This window comes from Pararhizobium sp. P1_E7 (genome assembly GCF_056405855.1).
In genome coordinates this window covers 77767-97670 of record NZ_JBFUBH010000005.1, presented here as the reverse complement: position 1 = coordinate 97670, position 19904 = coordinate 77767, and the positions used below count along the sequence as shown (strand labels likewise).

At 60.8% G+C, this 19904-nt stretch carries 20 protein-coding genes; 8 read left to right on the top strand and 12 right to left on the bottom strand.

Features of this window, described 5'->3' with window-relative positions:
- Positions 1-212: 212 nt before the first annotated feature.
- Entirely contained in the window at positions 213-1133 is a 921-nt protein-coding gene (locus AC1D17_RS07770; RefSeq protein WP_477564831.1) for a hypothetical protein, read from the top strand.
- A 24-nt stretch (positions 1134-1157) separates the two neighbouring features.
- On the opposite strand, the gene AC1D17_RS07765 is transcribed toward AC1D17_RS07770, so the two are convergent.
- The 5 genes from AC1D17_RS07765 to rpiA all read right to left on the bottom strand — a co-directional run bounded on the left by AC1D17_RS07765 (position 1158) and on the right by rpiA (position 6374).
- Positions 1158-1562 carry a GFA family protein gene (locus tag AC1D17_RS07765; protein WP_477564830.1) on the bottom strand — a complete coding sequence of 135 codons (405 nt, stop codon included), beginning with the start codon at positions 1560-1562 and terminating at the stop codon, positions 1158-1160.
- Between the two features lie 117 nt (positions 1563-1679).
- Positions 1680-3053 (bottom strand): class II 3-deoxy-7-phosphoheptulonate synthase, encoded by a 1374-nt coding sequence (locus AC1D17_RS07760; RefSeq protein WP_477564829.1) that lies wholly within the window; start codon positions 3051-3053, stop codon positions 1680-1682.
- A 272-nt stretch (positions 3054-3325) separates the two neighbouring features.
- On the bottom strand, positions 3326-4717 hold the full coding sequence (gene gor / locus AC1D17_RS07755; protein ID WP_477564828.1) for a glutathione-disulfide reductase: 1392 nt from the start codon (positions 4715-4717) through the stop codon (positions 3326-3328).
- Positions 4718-4915: 198 nt separating this feature from the next.
- Positions 4916-5467, bottom strand: coding sequence for a DUF2059 domain-containing protein (locus AC1D17_RS07750; RefSeq protein WP_477564827.1), 552 nt, complete (start codon positions 5465-5467; stop codon positions 4916-4918).
- 214 nt (positions 5468-5681) lie between these two features.
- Entirely contained in the window at positions 5682-6374 is a 693-nt protein-coding gene (rpiA, locus tag AC1D17_RS07745) for a ribose-5-phosphate isomerase RpiA (protein ID WP_477564826.1), read from the bottom strand.
- A 222-nt stretch (positions 6375-6596) separates the two neighbouring features.
- Here rpiA and AC1D17_RS07740 point away from each other — a divergent pair, with 222 nt between their 5' ends.
- On the top strand, positions 6597-7274 hold the full coding sequence (locus AC1D17_RS07740; protein WP_477564825.1) for an HAD family hydrolase: 678 nt from the start codon (positions 6597-6599) through the stop codon (positions 7272-7274).
- 35 nt (positions 7275-7309) lie between these two features.
- Here the strand turns inward: AC1D17_RS07740 and AC1D17_RS07735 are convergent, their stop codons facing one another.
- Complete coding sequence (locus tag AC1D17_RS07735; protein ID WP_477564824.1) at positions 7310-9187, bottom strand: L,D-transpeptidase family protein; 1878 nt, start codon at positions 9185-9187, stop codon at positions 7310-7312.
- 164 nt (positions 9188-9351) lie between these two features.
- On the opposite strand from AC1D17_RS07735, the gene AC1D17_RS07730 reads away from it, so the two are divergent.
- The 3 genes from AC1D17_RS07730 (at position 9352) to AC1D17_RS07720 (ending at position 12418) form a co-directional block, all read left to right on the top strand.
- Complete coding sequence (locus tag AC1D17_RS07730; protein WP_477564823.1) at positions 9352-9579, top strand: hypothetical protein; 228 nt, start codon at positions 9352-9354, stop codon at positions 9577-9579.
- A gap of 170 nt (positions 9580-9749) precedes the next feature.
- Positions 9750-11165: a class II fumarate hydratase gene (fumC, locus tag AC1D17_RS07725; RefSeq protein ID WP_477564822.1), complete on the top strand. Its 1416-nt coding sequence runs from the start codon at positions 9750-9752 to the stop codon at positions 11163-11165.
- A 185-nt stretch (positions 11166-11350) separates the two neighbouring features.
- Entirely contained in the window at positions 11351-12418 is a 1068-nt protein-coding gene (locus AC1D17_RS07720) for a GGDEF domain-containing protein (protein WP_477564821.1), read from the top strand.
- A 101-nt stretch (positions 12419-12519) separates the two neighbouring features.
- Here the strand turns inward: AC1D17_RS07720 and AC1D17_RS07715 are convergent, their stop codons facing one another.
- From AC1D17_RS07715 to AC1D17_RS07695, 5 genes are all read right to left on the bottom strand, one after another.
- The gene (locus AC1D17_RS07715) at positions 12520-12876 is read right to left on the bottom strand and encodes a type II toxin-antitoxin system RelE/ParE family toxin (protein ID WP_477564820.1); all 357 of its coding nucleotides are present in this window, start codon (positions 12874-12876) and stop codon (positions 12520-12522) included.
- The gene (locus AC1D17_RS07710) at positions 12873-13133 is read right to left on the bottom strand and encodes a CopG family ribbon-helix-helix protein (RefSeq protein WP_477564819.1); all 261 of its coding nucleotides are present in this window, start codon (positions 13131-13133) and stop codon (positions 12873-12875) included. Before AC1D17_RS07710 ends, AC1D17_RS07715 begins: the two co-directional genes overlap by 4 nt.
- A gap of 230 nt (positions 13134-13363) precedes the next feature.
- Positions 13364-13753, bottom strand: a complete 390-nt coding sequence (locus tag AC1D17_RS07705; RefSeq protein WP_477564818.1) for a hypothetical protein — start codon at positions 13751-13753, stop codon at positions 13364-13366.
- Between the two features lie 109 nt (positions 13754-13862).
- On the bottom strand, positions 13863-14471 hold the full coding sequence (locus AC1D17_RS07700) for a pyridoxamine 5'-phosphate oxidase family protein (RefSeq protein ID WP_477564817.1): 609 nt from the start codon (positions 14469-14471) through the stop codon (positions 13863-13865).
- A gap of 81 nt (positions 14472-14552) precedes the next feature.
- A complete protein-coding gene (locus AC1D17_RS07695; protein WP_477564816.1) occupies positions 14553-15479 on the bottom strand; it encodes an alpha/beta fold hydrolase in 927 nt (308 codons plus the stop codon).
- Between the two features lie 330 nt (positions 15480-15809).
- On the opposite strand from AC1D17_RS07695, the gene AC1D17_RS07690 reads away from it, so the two are divergent.
- Entirely contained in the window at positions 15810-17546 is a 1737-nt protein-coding gene (locus AC1D17_RS07690) for an adenylate/guanylate cyclase domain-containing protein (protein ID WP_477564815.1), read from the top strand.
- 139 nt (positions 17547-17685) lie between these two features.
- Complete coding sequence (locus tag AC1D17_RS07685; RefSeq protein ID WP_477564814.1) at positions 17686-18171, top strand: MarR family winged helix-turn-helix transcriptional regulator; 486 nt, start codon at positions 17686-17688, stop codon at positions 18169-18171.
- Positions 18172-18186: 15 nt separating this feature from the next.
- Here the strand turns inward: AC1D17_RS07685 and AC1D17_RS07680 are convergent, their stop codons facing one another.
- Positions 18187-18561 carry a gamma-butyrobetaine hydroxylase family protein gene (locus AC1D17_RS07680; protein ID WP_264218572.1) on the bottom strand — a complete coding sequence of 125 codons (375 nt, stop codon included), beginning with the start codon at positions 18559-18561 and terminating at the stop codon, positions 18187-18189.
- Positions 18562-18904: 343 nt separating this feature from the next.
- Here AC1D17_RS07680 and moaA point away from each other — a divergent pair, with 343 nt between their 5' ends.
- Complete coding sequence (gene moaA, locus AC1D17_RS07675; protein ID WP_477564980.1) at positions 18905-19894, top strand: GTP 3',8-cyclase MoaA; 990 nt, start codon at positions 18905-18907, stop codon at positions 19892-19894.
- The last annotated feature ends 10 nt before the right edge of the window (positions 19895-19904 follow it).

The following is a 19904-nucleotide window of genomic DNA, read 5'->3' as shown; positions in this document are numbered from 1 at the left end:
GTCACAAAATGCTTTTTCTTTCTCTGACCGGATGGCATCCCTGCCATCCGGTCTTTTTTTTCTGAATAGATTGCAGGCAAGAACCGTCTGTTATTTGCACCCTTTGGTGAAACAAATGATGGACTTATACCGTTTTGCGAGTGACATACGACAATAGGACTTTGGCCGATTCCCGGCCCGACACAGTGACCCACTGGACTTTCGGTAAGGACATGACCGGCATTCAGTCATCTGCGATCGACACCACCAAAGTCAGCTTCTCCGCCGAGGTTGACCTGTTTGTGGCGAATCCTATCCTCTTCCCTGTCTTGCAGCAGGGGGCGCGGCATATGATCGAGCTATACGATCACTTTCCGCGGATCGCCCGTCTGGTTGCCGCCCAGCAGAAATGGCTTCTTACCCAGGCGGCCTACGCCCTGCATCTGCAGCGCGACCCCGCCGATCCGCTGTCCGGCATCACTGCAGCAAGGCTTCTCGGCGTCATCGCTCAGACGGGCCTGGCGAGCCGCAACACCGCTACGGCGTTCCTGGCGGAGTTGCGGGCCTATAAGCTCGTCCGTGACGTTGCGGGATCGCCCAGCAAACGCAGCCGTCCCATGGAGCCGACCGAAAGCAGCCACGAGGCCATGACGCTGTGGTTCCGTGGCCAGATGCGCAGCCTCGACCTCATCGACAAGGGTGACCGGGTTGCACGGCTGGAGGCAGATTCGGAGATTTTCTGCCGCGCCCAGCCGCTCGCCGCCAAGCGGCTGATCGCCGACCCGGCATGGCGCGAGCCGCCACTCAGTATTTCCTGTTTCGTCTGGACCGAATATGGCGGCCTGATCCTGGACGATTTCATCGCGCGGATTGCCAATGTCGAACCGCAGGATGGCCTTCACTGGGTCGAAGATCTGCGCTTCTCCGAACTCTCCAGCCACTACTCGCTCTCGCGCACCCATGTCCGCCGCCTTTTCGCGCGCGCCGAGGCATTGGGCTCGCTCGGTTGGCAGGAGCGCAACGGCAGCCGAAACCGGATTTGGGCAACAGCCTCGTTCGTCGAGGATTACAAGCGCTGGCAATCCGTCAAGTTTTGCGCACTCCAGTGGGCCTACAAAGAGGCCGTCCGGTCGATCGACGCTGCCGCCCTTTGAGGCCGGCGGCTGCTTCCGGCCCCATCAGGAACTTGACTGCGCAAATTGCGGCAGATCATCATTGATCTCATAGAAATCGCCCTTGTCGGCGCAAAAGATGTGGACGCCGAAGGCGAGGCCGGTCGGTGTGTCGAAGGCTCCGGCCATGATCGACGAGTAATCGAGACCATCCATCTTCCAAAACAGCGCCGAGCCGCAGGTCTTGCAGAACCCCCGGCGGGCCTGCGGACTTGAGCGATACCAGGTGATATTCTCGGCCCCTTCGAGATCAAGTTCGCTGTCGAGAACATTGGTCGCCGCATAGTACAGGCCGGTCTGCTTGCGGCATTGCGAACAATGGCAGGCGATCACCTCGCGCAGCCTCCCGCGCGTGCGAAAGCGCACCGCGCCGCAATTGCAGGATCCGGTATGCTCTTGCGCCATGCTCATCCCCTTTGAATATACCGATTGGCCCGTCATGCAGGCATGAAAAAACCGGGTCAGCTTCGTCAGCCAACCCGGTCTTGTCAATTTCAATGCGCTAAAGGCTGTTATCAGCGGCGCTGATCAGCCGTTGACGACCATCCGCTTTTCATCGCGGCCGCCCTTCATGCGCTCTGCCAGCAGGAAGGCAAGCTCAAGAGCCTGGTCGGCGTTCAGACGCGGGTCGCAATGGGTGTGGTAACGATCGGCAAGATCGGCACCCGACAACGCGCGGGCGCCGCCTGTGCATTCCGTCACGTCATTGCCGGTCATCTCGATATGGATGCCGCCCGGATGCGTGCCTTCGGCGCGGTGGATCTGGAAGAAGCTCTCGACTTCCGACAGGATCCGCTCGAACGGGCGGGTCTTGTAGTTGTTGAGCGTGATCGTGTTGCCATGCATCGGATCGCAGGACCAGACGACCTTGCGGCCTTCCTTTTCGACCGCACGGATCAGGCGCGGCAGATGGTCGGCAACCTTGTCGTGGCCGAAGCGGCAGATCAGCGTCAGGCGGCCGGCTTCGTTCTGCGGGTTGAGCAGGTCGATGAGTTCGATCAGGCCGTCAGCCGTCAGGGAAGGACCGCACTTGAGACCGAGCGGGTTCTTGATGCCGCGGCAATATTCGATATGGGCGTGATCGGCCTGGCGGGTACGATCGCCGATCCAGATCATGTGGCCGGACGTGGCATACCAGTCGCCCGAGGTCGAATCGACGCGCGTCAGCGCCTGCTCGTAGCCGAGCAGCAGCGCCTCGTGGCTGGTGAAGAAATCGGTCTCGCGCAGGCTCGGATGGTTCTCCGAGGTGATGCCGATCGCCTTCATGAAATCCATGGTCTCGGAAATCCGGTTGGCGAGCTTGCGGTAGCGCTCGGCCTGCGGGCTTTCCTTGACGAAGCCGAGCATCCACTGGTGCACGTTTTCAAGGTTGGCGTAACCGCCCATCGCGAAGGCGCGCAAAAGGTTCAGCGTCGCCGCCGACTGGCGATAGGCCATGATCTGGCGTTCCGGGTCCGGAATACGGGCCTTTTCGTTGAACTCGATGCCGTTGATGATATCGCCGCGATAGCTCGGCAGTTCGATGTCGCCCTGCTTCTCGATATTGGAAGAGCGCGGCTTGGCGAACTGGCCGGCGATACGGCCGATCTTGACGACGGGCTGCTGGGCGCCGAACGTCAGGACGACCGCCATCTGCAGGAAGGCGCGGAAGAAGTCGCGGATCGTGTCAGCGCCATGTTCTGCAAAGCTCTCGGCGCAATCGCCGCCCTGCAAAAGGAAACCCTTGCCTTCCGAAACACTGGCAAGCTGGGTCTTCAGGCGGCGTGCCTCACCGGCGAAAACCAGCGGCGGATAGGTTGCAAGCTGCGCCTCGGCGGCTGCGAGCGCTGCCATATCCGGAAAATCCGGCACCTGCTGGATAGGCTTCTGCCGCCAGCTGTTCGGGGTCCAATTCTGTACCATGTCGATCACCTGTTCTCTTGCGCAAGGTCCGCCGCAGCAGCAGTCGCATCGCCGGACAACCTCCGGGCAATGCCGCCTGAAACCGGTTTTGAACCGTGTATCAACGGTACAATTCCTGAACCGCAGCCTCCCTTGAGGGAAACCAGCGATTTTGCGGATGCGGGCTTATAAACGTTAACATGGGGATTGCAAAGCCATTGTGCCAGCAAAGTGCGCTCAGCGATGACTTCGCGCGCACGTTGCCTGTGGGTTTGCAAGTGACCGGTGCCGGTTTAGCCGACCTTCTCGCCGTTCTTCACCCGGTAGGTCGGATTGTACATGGTGACCAGCTCCTCGGTCGCTGTCGGATGCACGGCCATGGTCCGGTCGAAGTCATCCTTGGTGCAGCCGGCCTTCAGCGTGATCCCGAGCAACTGCGCCATCTCGCCGGCTTCATGGCCGAGAATATGGACGCCGACAACCTTGCGGTCGGCTGCATTGACGATCAGCTTCATGATCGTCTTTTCACTGCGTCCCGACAGCGTCGCCTTCATCGGCCGGAATTCCGCCCGGTAGATTTCCAGATCCTGGAATTTTTTGGCGGCGGCCTCTTCGGACAGTCCGACCGTGCCGATCTCCGGCTGGGAAAACACCGCCGTCGCGATCAGGTCGTGATCCGGGGATGTCGGATTGCCCTTGTATTCCGTTTCGATGAAGCACATCGCCTCGTGGATGGCGACGGGGGTCAGCTGAACGCGATCGGTGACGTCGCCGAGCGCATAGATGCCGGGCGCGCTGGTGCGCGAAAACGCGTCAACGATGATCGCACCGCGCTCATTGACCGCAACACCTGCCGCCTCCAGGCCAAGGCCCTTGGTATTGGCGACACGGCCGAGCGCCAGCATCACCTGATCGGCGACCAGCGCGCCATGCTTCATCGTTTCAGCGGTCAGCCGGCCATCGGCATTCCTGGTAATGGACTTGAAAACGTCCTCGCACAGGATGCGAATACCCTTCTGTTCCATTGCCGCATGCAGCCCGCGGCGCATGTCCTGATCGAAGCGCGACAGGATTTCCTTGCCGCGGTAGATCAATGTCGTTTCGACGCCGAGACCATGGAAAATGTTGGCGAATTCGACCGCAATATAGCCGCCGCCGGCGATAATGATCGACTTCGGCAACTCCGGCAGGTCGAAGGCTTCGTTCGAGCTGATGCAGAGTTCATGCCCCGGCAGCGCGTCGTGCGGCGTCGGGTGGCCGCCGACGGCAATGACGATGCGCTCGGCGGTGACGGTCTTGCCGCTGTCGATCAGCCTGATGGTGTTCGGCCCGGTCAGTTCCGCCCGCGTATGCAGGATTTCCGCCCCGGCATTGGCAAGGCCCTTCTGGTAGAGGCCTTCCAGCCGGGTGATTTCCTTTTCCTTGGCCGCGACCAGCTTCTGCCAGTCGAACGTGCGTTCGCCGACGGTCCAGCCAAAACCTTCGGCATCCTCGAAATGCTCGGTAAACTGCGACGCATACACATAGAGCTTCTTCGGCACGCAACCGCGGATTACGCAGGTGCCGCCATAGCGAAACTCCTCGGCAATCGCGACCTTCTTGCCGAGGGCCGCCGCAACACGGCCGCTGCGCACGCCGCCGGAGCCGCCGCCAATAACGAAGAGGTCATAATCGAAAGAAGCCATGCTGAAATACTCCCGGCCGGGTCATATGCGAAGGGAAGCGGGGTAAGGCTGCCGCCGCAAAGGGCGATAGGCACCTCACCGGCGATTCCGCCGTGTGTGCTGATATAGGATGGCAGGATACAAAATGAAAAGCCCGGAATGATCCGGGCTTCAGCAATTCGGCGTGAGGCATGCAACCGGTGAACCGGCAGCCGCTCCTTATTGGGCGGGCGTCGCGGGCGTGGCGCCATCGATCGGCTGCTGACCGGCAGTCAGGGTCGCGCCGAGTTCCTTGGTCGCAGCCGCATTCAGGTCGCGGGAAATACCGGCGGCCCAGATATCGGCAGCCTTGACCATCTCGCGCGAAGCGATCGGGCCGTCGTTCAGGAGCTTCTTGCCGGCATCGGACGTGTAGAATGTCGTGATCGCGTTCAGCTGATCGACGGTAAAGGTCTTGGCGTAGATCGTTGCCGCTTCGCGCTCCAGATCGGCGCGGCGGGCAGCCAGCTCGAGAGCCTTGGCGTCAACCGTCTTCGAGATCAGGTCCTCGTAGTTCGGCGAGGACTGGATCAGTGTCGTCTTCAGACGTTCAGCCAGGCTAGGCAGGATGTTGTCGAAACCGTTCGTGGCGTTGATAGCCGCGATTGCGGCCCGTGCGGCCTTGACCTGCTCGTCCGTCACATCCTGTGCCCGCAGGGCCGGGACCATGACTGCAGAAAGGATGATGGCCGTTGCAGCCATTGTACGGCCGAGACCTGCGAAATTGATCATGTCTGTAACGCTCCTGTCAGTTGACGCCGGGTTCCGCGCGCGCCTTGCATCTGCGAACCCCTGCATAATCCAATTTTAAAGCTGTCGCCACTGCATCGGGCAATCCCGATCGGCGGTGACGCTGTAGCAATCCAGCGCGGCCTGATCGGTCGCCGCCGGAAGTCTTACAAACCGGCAAAGACCGGGGCGGCAACCACCACCCGGCCGCAGCCGGTCAAGCCGTCATCACCCTTGCGCCCGCCGGACCGGCGATAATGGCAAGGGATGCGATGCCGATGAATAGTCCATGTTCGACCACGCCGGGAATGGCGTTCAGGTCGCGTGCAAGCGCATCTGCATCAGGAATGCGGCCAAAAGATGCATCCAGAATCAGATGTCCACCGTCGGTCATGAACGGTCCGTCGCCCGAAGCGCGCACGCTGATTTCGCCCGAAAGCCCGTACCGCGCGGCAAGCTTTTCAATGGCGATGTGCGTGGCGGCGAGCCCGAAGGAATTGACTTCGATCGGCAGCTTGAAGGCGCCGAGCGTCTCGACGACCTTCGTTTCGTCGGCAATCACAATCATCCGTGCGGAAGCGCAGGCGACGATCTTTTCGCGCAGAAGCGCACCGCCACCGCCCTTGATCAGGCGCAGCATCGGATCCACTTCGTCGGCGCCGTCAACAGTCAGGTCGAGTTCGGGCAGTTCGTCGAGCGATTTCAGCGGAACGCCGAGTTCCAGGCAAAGCCGCGCCGTGCGCTCCGATGTCGGCACGCCTTCGACCCGAAAGCCGGTCGCCACTTTTTCGGCCAGCAGACGGACGAATTCTTCCGCCGTCGAACCAGTCCCGATACCAAGCCTCATGCCGTCTTCGACATAGTCGAGCGCTGCCGCCGCAGCTTTGATCTTCATTTGACGGGCGTCCATACGCCGCATTCTCCTCAAATCTCGCCGATGGGGCCACGGCAAAACGCCCCGCCCCTTCGTTCCGCTGAGACGTTTACACGGCTGCAACGGCAAACAAAAGCCCCAATAGCGGCCTGCATGCAATTGCGGGCCGGCACTGTCGCGTAAAGTTGCAATTGCTTTTTACCGCGGCTTCCCCTACCCGGATGGCAGTATTTCCGGCAGGCTTTCCAAGAGGTTCCAGTGTCCGCATCCGTTGTCGTCTTTGATCTAGATGGAACCCTCGTCGACACCGCGCCCGATCTCGTCGCAAGCCTCAACCATGCGGTCATGCAGGCGGGCCTTGCTCCGGTGACCTATGACGACCTGACGCATCTGGTCGGACACGGCGCCAAGGCAATGATCGAGCGGACGTTCACGCTGCGCGGCAAGACGCTCAGCAGCGGCGAGCTCGACTGGCAAATGAAGGAATTCATCGATTTCTATCATGGTTCGATGCCGGGCGATTCGTTCCCCTATCCCGGCGTTGTCACGGCGATGGACCGGCTTGCCGCTGCCGGCTATACGCTTGCCGTCTGCACCAACAAGCTGGAAATGCTGGCCAAAAGCCTGCTGGAGGGCCTGGGACTGACATCCCGCTTCGCAGCCATCACCGGCGGCGATACCTTTGCGGTGCGCAAGCCCGATGCCGAGCACCTGCTGTCGACCATCCGCCTTGCCGGCGGGTCGCCGGAAAAATCGGTGATGATCGGCGACAGCCTCAACGACATCCTTGTGGCGAAAAATGCATCGGTGCGCTCGATCGGCGTTCCCTTCGGCTACTCCGACGTGCCGGTCGAAAGCCTTGAGCCGGACATCATCGTTCGTCATTTCGACGAACTGACCCCCGATCTGATCGAGCGCCTGATCGCCCGGGCATAAAAAAAGCGGCTCGAAGCCGCTTTTTTCATTCGTTCCTAGCCTTCCGCCCGGCGGGCCAACCGCGTCGCTTCGAGCGCGCGGTTCATGTACATGTCGCGGTCGTAGACGTCGTGGAAATATTCGACCGCGCCATCCTTGTTCGGCCATGCCGTGAAATAGGCAACGTAGACCGGAATCTTCTGCGGCACGGATACGCCCTTGTTGCGTCCACCGGCAATCTGCTTGCCGATATCTTCAACCGTCGTGCCGAGCACCGCCGCCGCCATCCGGCGCGGATCGGCCAGGCGCACGCAGCCGTGGCTCAGCGCCCGGTCGTCCTTCTTGAAGAAGCTCTTCGATGGCGTGTCGTGCATGTAGATGGCGTGCGCATTGGGGAACAGGATCTTCAGTTCGCCCAGCGCATTGTCGCTGCTCGGCGGCTGGCGAACGGCGACACCGGCCGTCGAGCCGTTCCAGTTGACATCGTAGGACGATACCGCACGGCCACCAAGTTCCACCTGATAACCGAGACGGTCGAGATAGCCGGGGTCGTTGCGCAGCTTCGGCAGCATTTCGTTGATGATGATCGACTGCGGTACGCCCCAGTAGGGGTTGAACTCCACCGTCTGGATCTCGTCTTCGAAGAAGAACGTCTGGTGAGCCTTGGAACCGACGACGACCCGCATCGAGAATTGCTCGGCGCCCTGATCGTGGTAGTAGACCATGTAGGCAGGCTGGTTGATGAAGACGTAGCGGCTGCCGAGATCGGCGGGCAACCAGCGCGCCTGCTCCATGGCGATCCGAACCTTGTCGATCTTGCTCTCTGTCGTGTCTCCGCCTGTCAGAATGCGGATCGACGCCTTGCCGACGATGCCGTCCGGCTTCAGGTTGTTTTCCTTCTGGAACCCCTCGATCAGCGCCACCAGTTCGGGCGTGTAATCCGGCGTTCCCTGATAGGCCGACAGCGTCAGCGCATGCTCGACCTTCAGCGCATCGGAGCCCTTGAGACGAATGGCAGCAACGACATTGGCCAGTTCCGGATTGCTGATGCCCGGCTTCAACAGCGTATCCGGGGCAATCACGATCCGTGGGGCGTCGCCGATTTTTGCCTGAAGCGTTTCGAGTTCCCGCTTCAACGCGGTAAACTCCGGTCCGGACGGCGTCTGGGAATTCAGATAGGCGGCGACATCGTGACTTCTGGCGATATTGCCGAGCTTGCCCGTCAGGTTGACGTCCTTGCGCTTGAAATCGTGATAGCCGGAAATCCTGTTCGGATCGATGCGGCCACGCACGGTGTCGGCGATATAGGTCAGCGTCGCTGCGGACAGCTGGATTTCGAATTCGACCAGCGTCTTTTCGCGCGCAGCCATGTCGTTGCGGTCGAAGGTATCGGCGGGAACGGCGACGGCGTAGTCCTGCGGGTCAAGACCGACGCTGGCCGCCTGCCCCAGAACGGCAAGTGCTGCCCTGGCAGCAGCGTTCGGCGCTTCACCGTCGATCCAGACAAATTCGTCGCGGCCGGTATAAAAAGCTTCAACGGCCTTGGCGACATCAGCCGGAGCGTAGGCCGTGACATCGGGGAGGAACCGGCGGGCATCGGTGAGCGCCGCAGCCGGGGCCGGCGGCAGGACGTCACTGCTGACGGAGCCGGTCACCACCGGATCAACGAGCTTTGCAGTGGCGATCCGGCGCAGCGGCTCAGCCTTGTAGGTATAATATTGCGGCGAAGTCACCTTCGGCAACGGGCGCGCGGCCTGCTGCTGCGCAGGCTGCATCTGCCCGACACCCGGCAGCGGCTGGAATTCCTCAACCACCGGCTTCTTCTTACGGAAGATATCCAGCAGGTTGAACGCTTCGGCGCGCTGGACACCGACAGAAGCGAAAGCGCACCCGGCCATCAGTGTCACAATCGCAGTCGTCTTCATCAAATTCATTGGTTCTCACGTCCCCGTATCGCATTGCCGCCATCAGCGGTTCGCGCCCGATGCCCCATCATGTCACCAGGCTTTCGTACTTATAAGAAAGGATGGTGAATGAAAAGGAAACGCGCACCCTCCCGGACCTCTGGTGAGCGTCACAAATGCGTGAGAGCCCCCGCATGAAGAAAACGGATGAGGGTACCCAAAAATTTGAATTCTCTGAACAATTTCTTCGCGGCGGGAAAAAATCGGCACGGCACGCAGAAAACACGCAAAACGCCACAGAAACTATCCGCCCGCTTGTGTCTGAAAAGGCACAGGGTATCTGCCCCCCCGGCACGCGAACGATCATCGCGGCGTTTCATCGCCGGAAACGCGGGACCGGCTGTATTTTAAACGCCGGCTGAATTTTAAACGATTGTAGCATGGCGCCCGCCCCTTGAACCTCTTTACAAGCACCGGGCACCTGGGCCAGAGAGAACCCCATCACAGCTTTAGACCGTCGCAGCGCGGCGGCCACACCCACCTTCCGGTGTTGCTCCGCCCGGCCTTGAAACCGCCCCGGTCGCCACACCGCATGACGAAAGCAGGGATTACACGGATGACATCAACGCGCACGGAAACAGATACGTTCGGCCCGATCGAAGTCGCAAGCGACCGCTATTGGGGCGCACAGGCGCAACGCTCGCTCGGCAATTTCAAGATCGGCTGGGAAAAGCAGCCACTGTCGATCGTGCGTGCGCTTGGCATCGTCAAGCAGGCCGCCGCCCGCGCCAATATGGAACTGCAGGGCCTCGATCCCGTCGTCGGCAAGGCGATCATCGACGCCGCCCAGGAAGTCATCGACGGCAAGCTGAACGACCATTTCCCGCTTGTCGTCTGGCAGACCGGTTCCGGCACGCAGTCGAACATGAACGCCAACGAAGTCATCTCCAACCGCGCGATTGAAATGCTCGGCGGCGTCATGGGCTCGAAGAAGCCGGTGCATCCGAACGATCACGTCAACATGAGCCAGTCGTCGAACGACACCTATCCGACGGCCATGCACATCGCCTGCGCCGAGCGCGTCGTCCATGACCTCTTGCCGGCGCTCAAGCACCTGCATGCTGCCCTGGTCGAGAAGGTGAAGGCCTTCGACCACATCATCAAGATCGGCCGCACGCACACGCAGGACGCCACCCCGCTGACGCTCGGCCAGGAATTCTCCGGCTACGCCGCCCAGGTCGCCTCCTCGATCAAGCGCATCGAAATGACCCTGCCCGGCCTTTGCGAACTCGCCCAGGGCGGCACGGCGGTCGGAACCGGCCTCAACGCCCCGATCGGCTTTGCCGAAAAGGTCGCCGAAGAGATCGCCAAGATCACCGGCATCGCCTTCGTCACGGCGCCCAACAAGTTCGAGGCGCTGGCCGCCCATGATTCGATGGTGTTCAGCCATGGCGCCATCAACTCGGCGGCTGCGGCCCTGTTCAAGATCGCCAACGACATCCGCTTCCTCGGCTCCGGCCCACGCTCGGGCCTTGGCGAACTGTCGCTGCCGGAAAACGAGCCGGGCTCGTCGATCATGCCAGGCAAGGTCAACCCGACCCAGTGCGAGGCACTGACGCAGGTCTGCGTACAGGTGTTCGGCAACAACGCGGCGCTGACCTTTGCCGGCAGCCAGGGCCATTTCGAACTCAACGTCTACAATCCGTTGATGGCCTACAACTTCCTGCAGTCGGTACAACTCCTGGCCGATGCCGTCGTTTCCTTCACCGACAATTGCGTTGCCGGCATCGAGGCCCGCGAAGACAATATCAAGGCAGCGCTTGACCGCTCGCTGATGCTGGTCACCGCACTTGCCCCGAAGATCGGTTACGACAACGCCGCCAAGATCGCCAAGACCGCCCACAAGAACGGCACGACACTGCGTCAGGAAGCAGTCGGCGGCGGCTACGTCACCGATGCGGAGTTCGACGCCGTGGTTCGGCCGGAAACGATGATCAGCCCCTCCTGAACAGGCATCAAACTAATCTCCGACAGATCATGCGGGCAGCCATCACGGCTGCCCGTTTTTCATTTCTGCACCCGAATGGCTCAATCTCGGTGCAATCTTACCGACCGGTTTTGCCAAACGTTAAGTCTTCCAAAATCTTTCACCCCTAGAATTAGCCGCTGAAGACAACAAAACAGGAGCTTGCCATGCAAGCGGCTTCGACTAAGGCGCAGATACCCGATATTGCAGCGCAGGTGACCTATGCGATGCGGATCATGGGAATCTCGCCGCTGCCACGCAACTACGAACTCTATTACGAAGCCTATATCGGCTCCAATCCGAAACTGACCAAGGAACTGGCAGCGCTTGGCAGCCGCGCGACCCAGGAGGAGCTGGACGAGATCGGCGCGCGCTATTTTGCGCATTTTCACCACGCCGCCGGCATCGATCGGGCCCATAATCATCTGGCCAGCGAACTCGGCGACCTTCTCAAGCTGTTGCAGGATGAACAGCTCGCACTCGAGAACTACAACCGGCTGCTTGACGAGACCTACCAGAACATCACCGGCAAGAGCAGTTCGAGCGCCGAAATCCTGCGCCAATGCGTCAGTCTCCTGACCGAGGCCACCGCCGACACGATGAACCAGGGTAAGGAGCGGGCGGAAAACGTTTCGTTGAAATCCTTCGAGATGGAGGTCATCCGCCAGGAGCTCGACGAGTACAAGCGCATCGCCAACACGGATTCCCTGACACGTCTGGCCAACCGCCGGGCGTTCGACGAAAAGCTGGCCGCGATCTACAATTCCGAACAGCAACGCAGCTTTACCGGCCTTTTGATCGCCGACATCGATCATTTCAAGAAGGTCAATGACAGCTACGGCCATCCGGTCGGCGACAAGATTCTGGCCACCGTCGGCACGGTTATTCGCGCCAATCTGCGCCGCGACGCCTTCGTGGCGCGCACCGGCGGCGAGGAATTTGCCATCATTCTGACCGACAGCAGCCTTGAGGAAAGCCAGCAGGTGGCCGAGCGCGTCCGCAACGCGCTTGCGGCCACCCCCTTCAAGAACTCCAAGACCGGCGTCAATTACGGCCCGATCACGCTGTCCGTCGGCGTCTGCCAGGCATCGCATGCCGACGACCCGACCGATCTCTACAACAAGGCCGACGTCGCGCTCTATTGCGCAAAAAATGCTGGCCGCAACAGGACGATCCTGTTTGAAGAGGGCATGAAGAAGGACACCGGCAAGAACTGGCTGATCTACCGCAAGTAGGCGTGATCTCAACCCGCCGGGGTCATCCTCCGCGATTGAGGGCGGACGGACACAAATTCTGTCAGTGGCAGGCCGAAACGCCTGCCGCTTGCCACGGGATTTCAGAACGACGATTTGGTTCCTTTGGCGACGCTGTCTCGTCCTTTCTCCAGGTCGATATCGAGTTCGATACCCGGGGTTTGTGCAAGCGTCCGTCCATGCCGAATGAGGATAACGTCAACCTGGGAACCATCGTACAGATAGTCGAGAAGATAATCTCCGACGACCAGCGTTAGGCTTCCAGCGATCTGAAGGCCATGCATGCTGTTTCCTGCCTCAGGGAAGCTCTGAAGCGTTCGTTTGGCGTTTTTCATTGCCAATGAGAATTTCTTTGCCGCTGCTGGATTCTGCCGTCGCAAATAATCTGACTCTTGACGGATATAGTCCGCTGCGTCTTTCGAAAGCTTGACCGGCGTCATGCAACCTTCCCGGCAATGATCCGGTCCATATCCGTGATGACATCATCCATGTCTTCGTACTCACCCGCAGCAATCTGCTCGCGTCCCTTGATTGCCGCAAGGATGTCGGAGCCCTCGTTCATGAGGTACGTTCTGAGCGCACGGACAATGATATAGCTTCTGGAGCGCTCCGTTGCTTCAGCGATCGCCTCGATGTCCGTCAAGACATCTGCAGGTACTCGAAGAGTGACTGACTCTGACATATTGGTTTTCGACATTTTTAGCTCCCTCATCTCGTAAGACAATGTAAGACAAAATGCCGCGCCGCGCAAACGCCATGCCGGAGATGCGGACGGTGCAGCTCTAACCCTGGAGCTCGCCCTTGCGAAGCGTAGCCGCATAGGCCGCGACCAACAGGTCCACTTTTTAGGTGAGCGTGAGATCGGCCCTCTTCGCGGGCAATGCGGCAACCCGAACCACGGTGAGAATCACGCCGCCGGGCGTCCGGTCAGTCGACCGTGACATTGATATAGTCACCGTCGGGACCTCGGAAAATCTGTACGTTGATCACCGACCCGCCCCGCAGCAGCGCACGCGCGGCACGATTCTCAATCGTGCCGTATTCGATCATGCGTTCGGCCTGTTCGCGGTTTTTGGCGGAGGCAAAGAAGCCGTCGCCTTCGTCACCCGGCTGCCTGACGCCGTAGCGGTGATAGTTGGCCCGGTCCTGCCGGATCACCTGCCACGGCTCGGTCAGCGCCTCGCCATTGGAATTGTAGAGGTCTTCCTCGCCGATATAGGCGTTGTATTCCTCGACAAGCCTGTCAGCCTTGGCGGAACCCGCCGAAAGGCCAATCGCCACTACGGCTGTCAGAAAAAAAGCGGTCCGGCTGTTCATATCTGTTCCTCAGCTTGCGGAACCGTGTTCCGCACCTCATCCAGCGGGTGCGTTCGCACCCTTGCTGAAGAAACGTTCCACGGCCAGGATTTATTTGCCCCCGTGTGGCCTACCACATTGTTTTTGCGGCGCGCTCCGGCCACTCACGGTCATAGGTGTCCTTGTCGAAATCGGCCTTGGCTGCCTTGAGCAGCGTGCCCGGTGTCGGCAGGGAATCCGGGTCGATGAACCGCTCCGGATTCCACAGCTGCGAGCGGATCAGCGCCCGGGCGCACTGGAAATAGACCTCACTGACGGTAACGACGATAACGCTGCGTGGATGTTTGCCATCGGCCTCGAAGGAGCCCGTCAGATCGGGATCGACACTGATCACGGCCGTGCCGTTGATGCGCATCGCCGTGTTCGAGCCCGGAACGAGAAACATCAGCGCGACACGCGGATCGCGCACGATATTGGCGAGCGAATCGACCCGGTTGTTACCGCGCCAGTCCGGCATCAGCACGGTCTTGTCGTCGGCGATCCGCACAACGCAGGCGTCATCGCCGCGCGGCGAGCAGTCCAGCCCCTCCGGCCCGACGGTGGCGAGCGCTGCAAACGGTGCTGCCTTGATCATGCTGGCATAGTCGGGCGTCAGCCGGCTGGTGACTTTCACCATCGACGCCTCGCTGGTGGCGCCGTACAGCGCGTTCAGTTCCTCGACCGTGCGAATGAGTGTCATGCCGTTCTCCATCGAGCCCCTCTGTATCGAGCCTCACTCTATCGGGCTGGAGCGATCCTTTCGATGGGTAGCATGACGCCCTTATGACACCATGCGCAATTTTCGCTCATCCGCGGCTTCCGGCGCATGGATGAAGGCATTGACCCGTTCGATCACGGGTGCTGCCGACACGATGCGGCGGTGACCGAGCCCGTTGGCCCAGTGGAGCTCGACATTGGGTCCGGCCGCCGCATACCGGCGCGCATGATCGGCTGCGACCTCCTTGTCGTCCTCGGCATGGATCACCAGTGCCGGCACGCCCAAAACCCCGAGAATGCGGGCGGCATCGAACTCTTCGAGCCTACGGCCGGACAGGCGAACGACCATGCCCTCAAGTGCAGCCTGCGCTCCCGGAGTAAGATGAAGAAGCCTTCCGAACCCTTTGAAAAGCCAGGTCATCTCGCTGGGGGCACCAATCAGCACCATTCTTTTGGCACGATGCGAGGGCACATCGCATACGAGGCCACCGGCAGCACAGGCAAGGCTTGCGCCGCCAAAGGAATGGCCGACGGCCGCGTCGAACCCGCCGAAATGCCGCCAGGCCGCGTCGATCGCCCGCACGGCCACCGGCATCGTCAAGGTCCGTCCCGGCGAGGCGCCATGTCCCGGCCAGTCGAGCGCCACCACCTCGGCGCCGCCGGCGGTCAGACCGTCGATCATCGCCGCCAGATAGTCGCTGCGCGATCCCCAGCCATGGACCAAAAGCACGCGTTTGGCCGCGCCGCCATCCAACCGGGCTTGAAAGTGCCTTGCCATGACCCAGCCGCCCGCAAAGGACAGCGTGACCGGCCGCGCCCGCGCCATCACGGGGGCTGCAGCTGCCAGCGCCGCTTTTTCCTTGCCGCTTTTTGGCTGCCGCGACGGGGTGACGCTGAACAGGCGAAATGCCAGCTGCCCCGCCGCTACCGGCGAAAAGAGCGATACGCATTTGAGCGCGAGACGGGTGACCTCGATCGCAAGGGATGCCATGGTGAGATTTCCTACATATGTTCAATGATGAACATCATTGTACAACAATGAACAAAAAACAAGAGACGATCGAACATCAAGCCAAAGCTGATGCGGCTTTCCGCGCTATGCCGCCCATTCGAACCTGGCGATCGACGAGCAGACTCGATCGTTTCCGCCACGTTCCGGATGAAGAGCGCAGTGGCTGCGCCCTGCGCTTTTCGAAGTCTCGAGGGCGTCGTCGCATAATTCCATGGCGAAATTGCACCGGGCAAATTTCAAGCCAGATAGACTTTTGCAAGGGGCGCCAATACAATGCCATGTCCTGCATTCTGTGAAAGCGAATGCGACATGGCCGAAGAGCACACCCAACGCCGTCTCGCAGCAATAATGGCTGCCGATGTGGTCGGCTATAGTCGGCTTGTCGATCTCGACGAGGAGGAGACCCTGGCCGCGCTGAAGGCGCGGCGCAAGGAAATCCTGGTGCCGCTCGTCCGCCAGCATCACGGTCGTATCGTCAAGATGATGGGTGACGGCGTCCTCGTCGACTTCGCGAGCGCGGTGAACGCCGTGGCTTGCGCCGTCGAACTCCAGAAGCGCATGACGGCGGCGAACGAAGGCCGCGCCGGCGACCGGCGGATTGTCCTGCACATCGGTGTCAATCTGGGGGATGTCGTTGTCGAAGGCGGCGACCTCTTCGGTGACGGCGTGATTGTTGCGGTGCGGCTTCAGGCCATGGCCGGGCCGGGAGAGATCTGCGTCTCCGGCAGCGTATACGATCAGGTCAAACGCAAGCTTGATGTTCAGTTCGACGACCTCGGCCCGCACGCGATCAAGAACGTCGCCGAGCCCGTAGCCGTCTATCGCATCGAAACGCTGGCTGGATGGGCATATCACGGGCCAGCGGAGCGAGCGCCGTTGCCGCTGCCCGCCAAGCCCTCCATCGCCGTGCTGCCGTTCACGAACATGAGCAACGACCCGGTGCAGGAGGAGTTCGTCGACGGCCTGACCGAAGACCTGATCACGGACCTGTCGCGCAGCAACGGGCTGTTCGTCATCGCCAGCAACTCGGTTTTTGCGTACAAGGGCAGGCACATGGACGTCCGCCGCATCGCGGGCGAGCTTGGTGTGCGCTATCTGCTGGAGGGCAGCGCCAGGCGAGCTTCCGGACGGGTTCGCATCAACGCTCAGTTGATCGATGCGATCGAAGGGGATCACCTGTGGGCCGAACGGTTCGACCGCAGCCTGGAGGATATCTTCGCCGTGCAGGACGAGGTGACGGGCAAGATCGTCGAGGCCCTCGTCGGCCGTTTGACGACGCACCCGGCCCGCAACAGGCCCGCGAACCTGGAGGCCTACGAGCTCTGTGTGCGGGCGCGGGCCCTGAGCTTTCAAACGGCAATTACCGCGAGAGAAGCGATCTTCCTGCTGGAACGGGCGCTCGCGCTCGATCCGGGCTATGCCGAGGCGCATCGCTGGCTGGCCTTGAACCTTTGGCTGGGATGGGAATTCTTCGATGCGCCGATTGATCCCAACCGGGCAAGGGCTCTCGCGGAAGCCCAACGGGCCGTGGCGCTCGACCCGAACGATGCCGGGAACCGCTGGGTATTGGGAATCATCCTGGGGCATGAACGCCGCTGGGCGGAATCGGACGCCGAGTTTGATGCCACCGTCAGACTGGACCCGAACTACGCCGACGCCTGGGCGATGCGCTCCGATCTGGTCACGCTGCAGGGCAAACCGGCCGATGCCCTCGAATACGTGCGCAAGGCGCTGAGACTCAATCCACATCCCCCCGGCTGGTATTACTGGATGCTGGGGCAAGCCCAATATGCGCTTCGCGACTACGAGTCCGCGGTCCAGTCGTTGCGCAGGCCCGAAACCTATCGCAACGCATCGCGCCGCTTTCTGGCGGCAAGCCTGGCGCAGCTCGGACGCCTGGAGGAGGCGCACCGGGAGGCTCAGATGTTCATGATGAGCAATCCGCGTTTCACAATCCGCCATTGGTCCGCCTCGCAACCTTTCCGCGACGAAGACCTGCGTCGGCATTTTATCGAGGGCTACCGTATGGCGGGACTGCCGGAATGATCGCGGCGAGGTGAGCGCGCCGCCGCCGCCGGCGAAAAGGCCGATGCGCATTTGAGCGCGAGACGGGTGACCTCCATCGCAAAGGATGCCATAGTGGGATTCCCGACATATGTTCAATAATGAACATATTTGCACAACAATGAACAAGAAGCAAAAGACGATCGAACAGCATCATTTTCCCTGGGATCATCCGCGTTTCCGCAGCTGGATCGCCGTTGCCCGCGCCTGCCAGCTGATGCAGCAGACGCTGACGCGCAGGCTCGCCGAACTCGACATCAAGCCGCCGCATCTGGATATCCTGATCAACCTCTATCGTTTCGACGGCATCTCGCAGCAGGAACTGGCGCGAAAACTGCTGGTCGGCCGCTCCAACATGAGCATGCTTCTGCCGCAGCTTGAAAAGCGCGGACTGATCGAGCGGCGTGGCGACGAGAAGGACAAGCGCGTGCTGCGGCTGTCGCTGACGGCAAGCGGCCGCTTACTGACGGAACAGGCCATGGAGATCCAGACCGCGCTGATCGACAAGTCGCTGGACAACGAACCGATCGAGGATTGCCTGAAGGTCGCCCAATCGATGGAGCGGCTGATCCAGCGGCTTTTGAAAGAGGAAAGCGATCCCGGCTAAACGCTGGGCAAACAGTCAGCGGGGCTTTTCCGCCTTGTCCCGTGTCATGCCCTTCTCGGCCAGATCGCGTTCATAAGCCGCAAACAGCGTCTCGCCGCTTTCGCCCAGTTCGCGCAGATAGGTCCAGGTAAAGATGCCGGTATCGTGAAAATCGTCAAAACCGATGCGCACGGCGTAATTGCCGGTCGGCGTCATCGAGATGATCGAGACATTGCGCTTGCCGGGCACCGTCAGCCCCTGCCCCGGTCCATGGCCCTGAACTTCGGCCGAAGGCGAAAGCACGCGCAGCATCTCCGCCGAAAGATCGAAGGACGTACCGTCGTTGAAGGCAACCGTCAGCCTGTGACGGTCCTTTGACACGCGCAGTTCGGTCGGCCAGATATCGCTCATGCTAGCCAGTCTCCGTTGGTGCCCAGAAGCACTATAGCGCCGCGCGCCGTTCATGACGCGCAAAGGCCGCTGTAGCACTTTAAATTGCTGCATAATTTTTTCTTAAATCGATTCCGATCTAAGAGATCATGCAGTAGCGCAGTTTCCGGCCGGATGGAATTCCCTGCATCCGGCTTCCCCCGATCATAAGAAACTGTTTCGCTCGTTTTCTCATGCTTTCGAGCGCTTTCGCCTTGACGCGGCCGGCTTTGCTCACGACATTGAAGCGACAGGGAGAATTGTGTTGAATACCGTTACCATCGACAGGATCGGCGCCCACAAGCTTACGGATGCCAAGGCACCGATGATCGACCCGTTCGGGCGCGCCGTTACCTATCTCAGGGTGTCGGTGACGGACCGCTGCGACTTCCGCTGCACCTATTGCATGGCGGAAAACATGACCTTTCTGCCGAAGAAGGACCTCTTGACGCTGGAAGAGCTGAACCGGCTCTGTTCCGCCTTCATCGCCAAGGGCGTGCGCAAGCTGCGGCTGACCGGCGGTGAGCCCTTGGTGCGCAAGAACGTCATGTTCCTGGTGCGCGAACTCGGCCGCCATGTCCATTCAGGCACGCTCGATGAACTGACGCTGACCACCAACGGCTCGCAACTGTCGAAATTCGCAGCCGAACTGGCCGATTGCGGTGTGCGGCGCATCAACGTCTCGCTCGACACGCTCGATCCTGAAAAATTCAAGCAGATTACCCGCTGGGGCGAATTTTCGAAGGTGATGGAAGGCATCGATGCGGCGCAGGCGGCAGGCATTCACGTCAAGATCAACGCCGTCGCGCTGAAGGGCTTCAACGACACGGAAATCCCCGCCATGATGCGCTGGGCGCATGGTCGCGGCATGGACCTGACGCTGATCGAAACCATGCCGATGGGCGAGATCGACGAGGACCGCACCGACCATTACATGCCGCTGTCGGAATTGCGCGACACGCTGGCCGAGCAGTTCAGCTTCTTAGACATTCCCTACAAGACCGGCGGCCCGGCCCGTTATCTTCAGGTCGCGGAGACCGGCGGCCGGCTCGGCCTCATTACGCCGATGACCCATAATTTCTGCGAGAGCTGCAACCGCGTCCGCCTCACCTGCACCGGCACACTTTACATGTGCCTCGGCCAGAACGATGCCGCCGACCTGCGCACTCCGCTGCGCGCCTCCGATGACGACGCCTACCTGTCGAGCGTCATCGACGAAGCGATCACCCGCAAACCCAAGGGCCACGACTTCATCATCGACCGCACCCGCAACAAGCCCGCCGTCGCCAGACACATGAGCGTCACCGGCGGCTAAAAGCGACAAT

Coding starts and splice junctions, on each gene's coding strand:
- AC1D17_RS07770 (WP_477564831.1), top strand. CDS start 213: ATGACCGGCATTCAGTCATCTGCGATCGACACCACCAAAGTCAGCTTC.
- AC1D17_RS07765 (WP_477564830.1), bottom strand. CDS start 1,562: ATGAGCATGGCGCAAGAGCATACCGGATCCTGCAATTGCGGCGCGGTG.
- AC1D17_RS07760 (WP_477564829.1), bottom strand. CDS start 3,053: ATGGTACAGAATTGGACCCCGAACAGCTGGCGGCAGAAGCCTATCCAG.
- gor (WP_477564828.1), bottom strand. CDS start 4,717: ATGGCTTCTTTCGATTATGACCTCTTCGTTATTGGCGGCGGCTCCGGC.
- AC1D17_RS07750 (WP_477564827.1), bottom strand. CDS start 5,467: ATGATCAATTTCGCAGGTCTCGGCCGTACAATGGCTGCAACGGCCATC.
- rpiA (WP_477564826.1), bottom strand. CDS start 6,374: ATGGACGCCCGTCAAATGAAGATCAAAGCTGCGGCGGCAGCGCTCGAC.
- AC1D17_RS07735 (WP_477564824.1), bottom strand. CDS start 9,187: ATGAATTTGATGAAGACGACTGCGATTGTGACACTGATGGCCGGGTGC.
- AC1D17_RS07730 (WP_477564823.1), top strand. CDS start 9,352: ATGAAGAAAACGGATGAGGGTACCCAAAAATTTGAATTCTCTGAACAA.
- fumC (WP_477564822.1), top strand. CDS start 9,750: ATGACGAAAGCAGGGATTACACGGATGACATCAACGCGCACGGAAACA.
- AC1D17_RS07720 (WP_477564821.1), top strand. CDS start 11,351: ATGCAAGCGGCTTCGACTAAGGCGCAGATACCCGATATTGCAGCGCAG.
- AC1D17_RS07715 (WP_477564820.1), bottom strand. CDS start 12,876: ATGACGCCGGTCAAGCTTTCGAAAGACGCAGCGGACTATATCCGTCAA.
- AC1D17_RS07710 (WP_477564819.1), bottom strand. CDS start 13,133: ATGTCGAAAACCAATATGTCAGAGTCAGTCACTCTTCGAGTACCTGCA.
- AC1D17_RS07705 (WP_477564818.1), bottom strand. CDS start 13,753: ATGAACAGCCGGACCGCTTTTTTTCTGACAGCCGTAGTGGCGATTGGC.
- AC1D17_RS07700 (WP_477564817.1), bottom strand. CDS start 14,471: ATGACACTCATTCGCACGGTCGAGGAACTGAACGCGCTGTACGGCGCC.
- AC1D17_RS07695 (WP_477564816.1), bottom strand. CDS start 15,479: ATGGCATCCCTTGCGATCGAGGTCACCCGTCTCGCGCTCAAATGCGTA.
- AC1D17_RS07690 (WP_477564815.1), top strand. CDS start 15,810: ATGGCCGAAGAGCACACCCAACGCCGTCTCGCAGCAATAATGGCTGCC.
- AC1D17_RS07685 (WP_477564814.1), top strand. CDS start 17,686: ATGAACAAGAAGCAAAAGACGATCGAACAGCATCATTTTCCCTGGGAT.
- AC1D17_RS07680 (WP_264218572.1), bottom strand. CDS start 18,561: ATGAGCGATATCTGGCCGACCGAACTGCGCGTGTCAAAGGACCGTCAC.
- moaA (WP_477564980.1), top strand. CDS start 18,905: ATGATCGACCCGTTCGGGCGCGCCGTTACCTATCTCAGGGTGTCGGTG.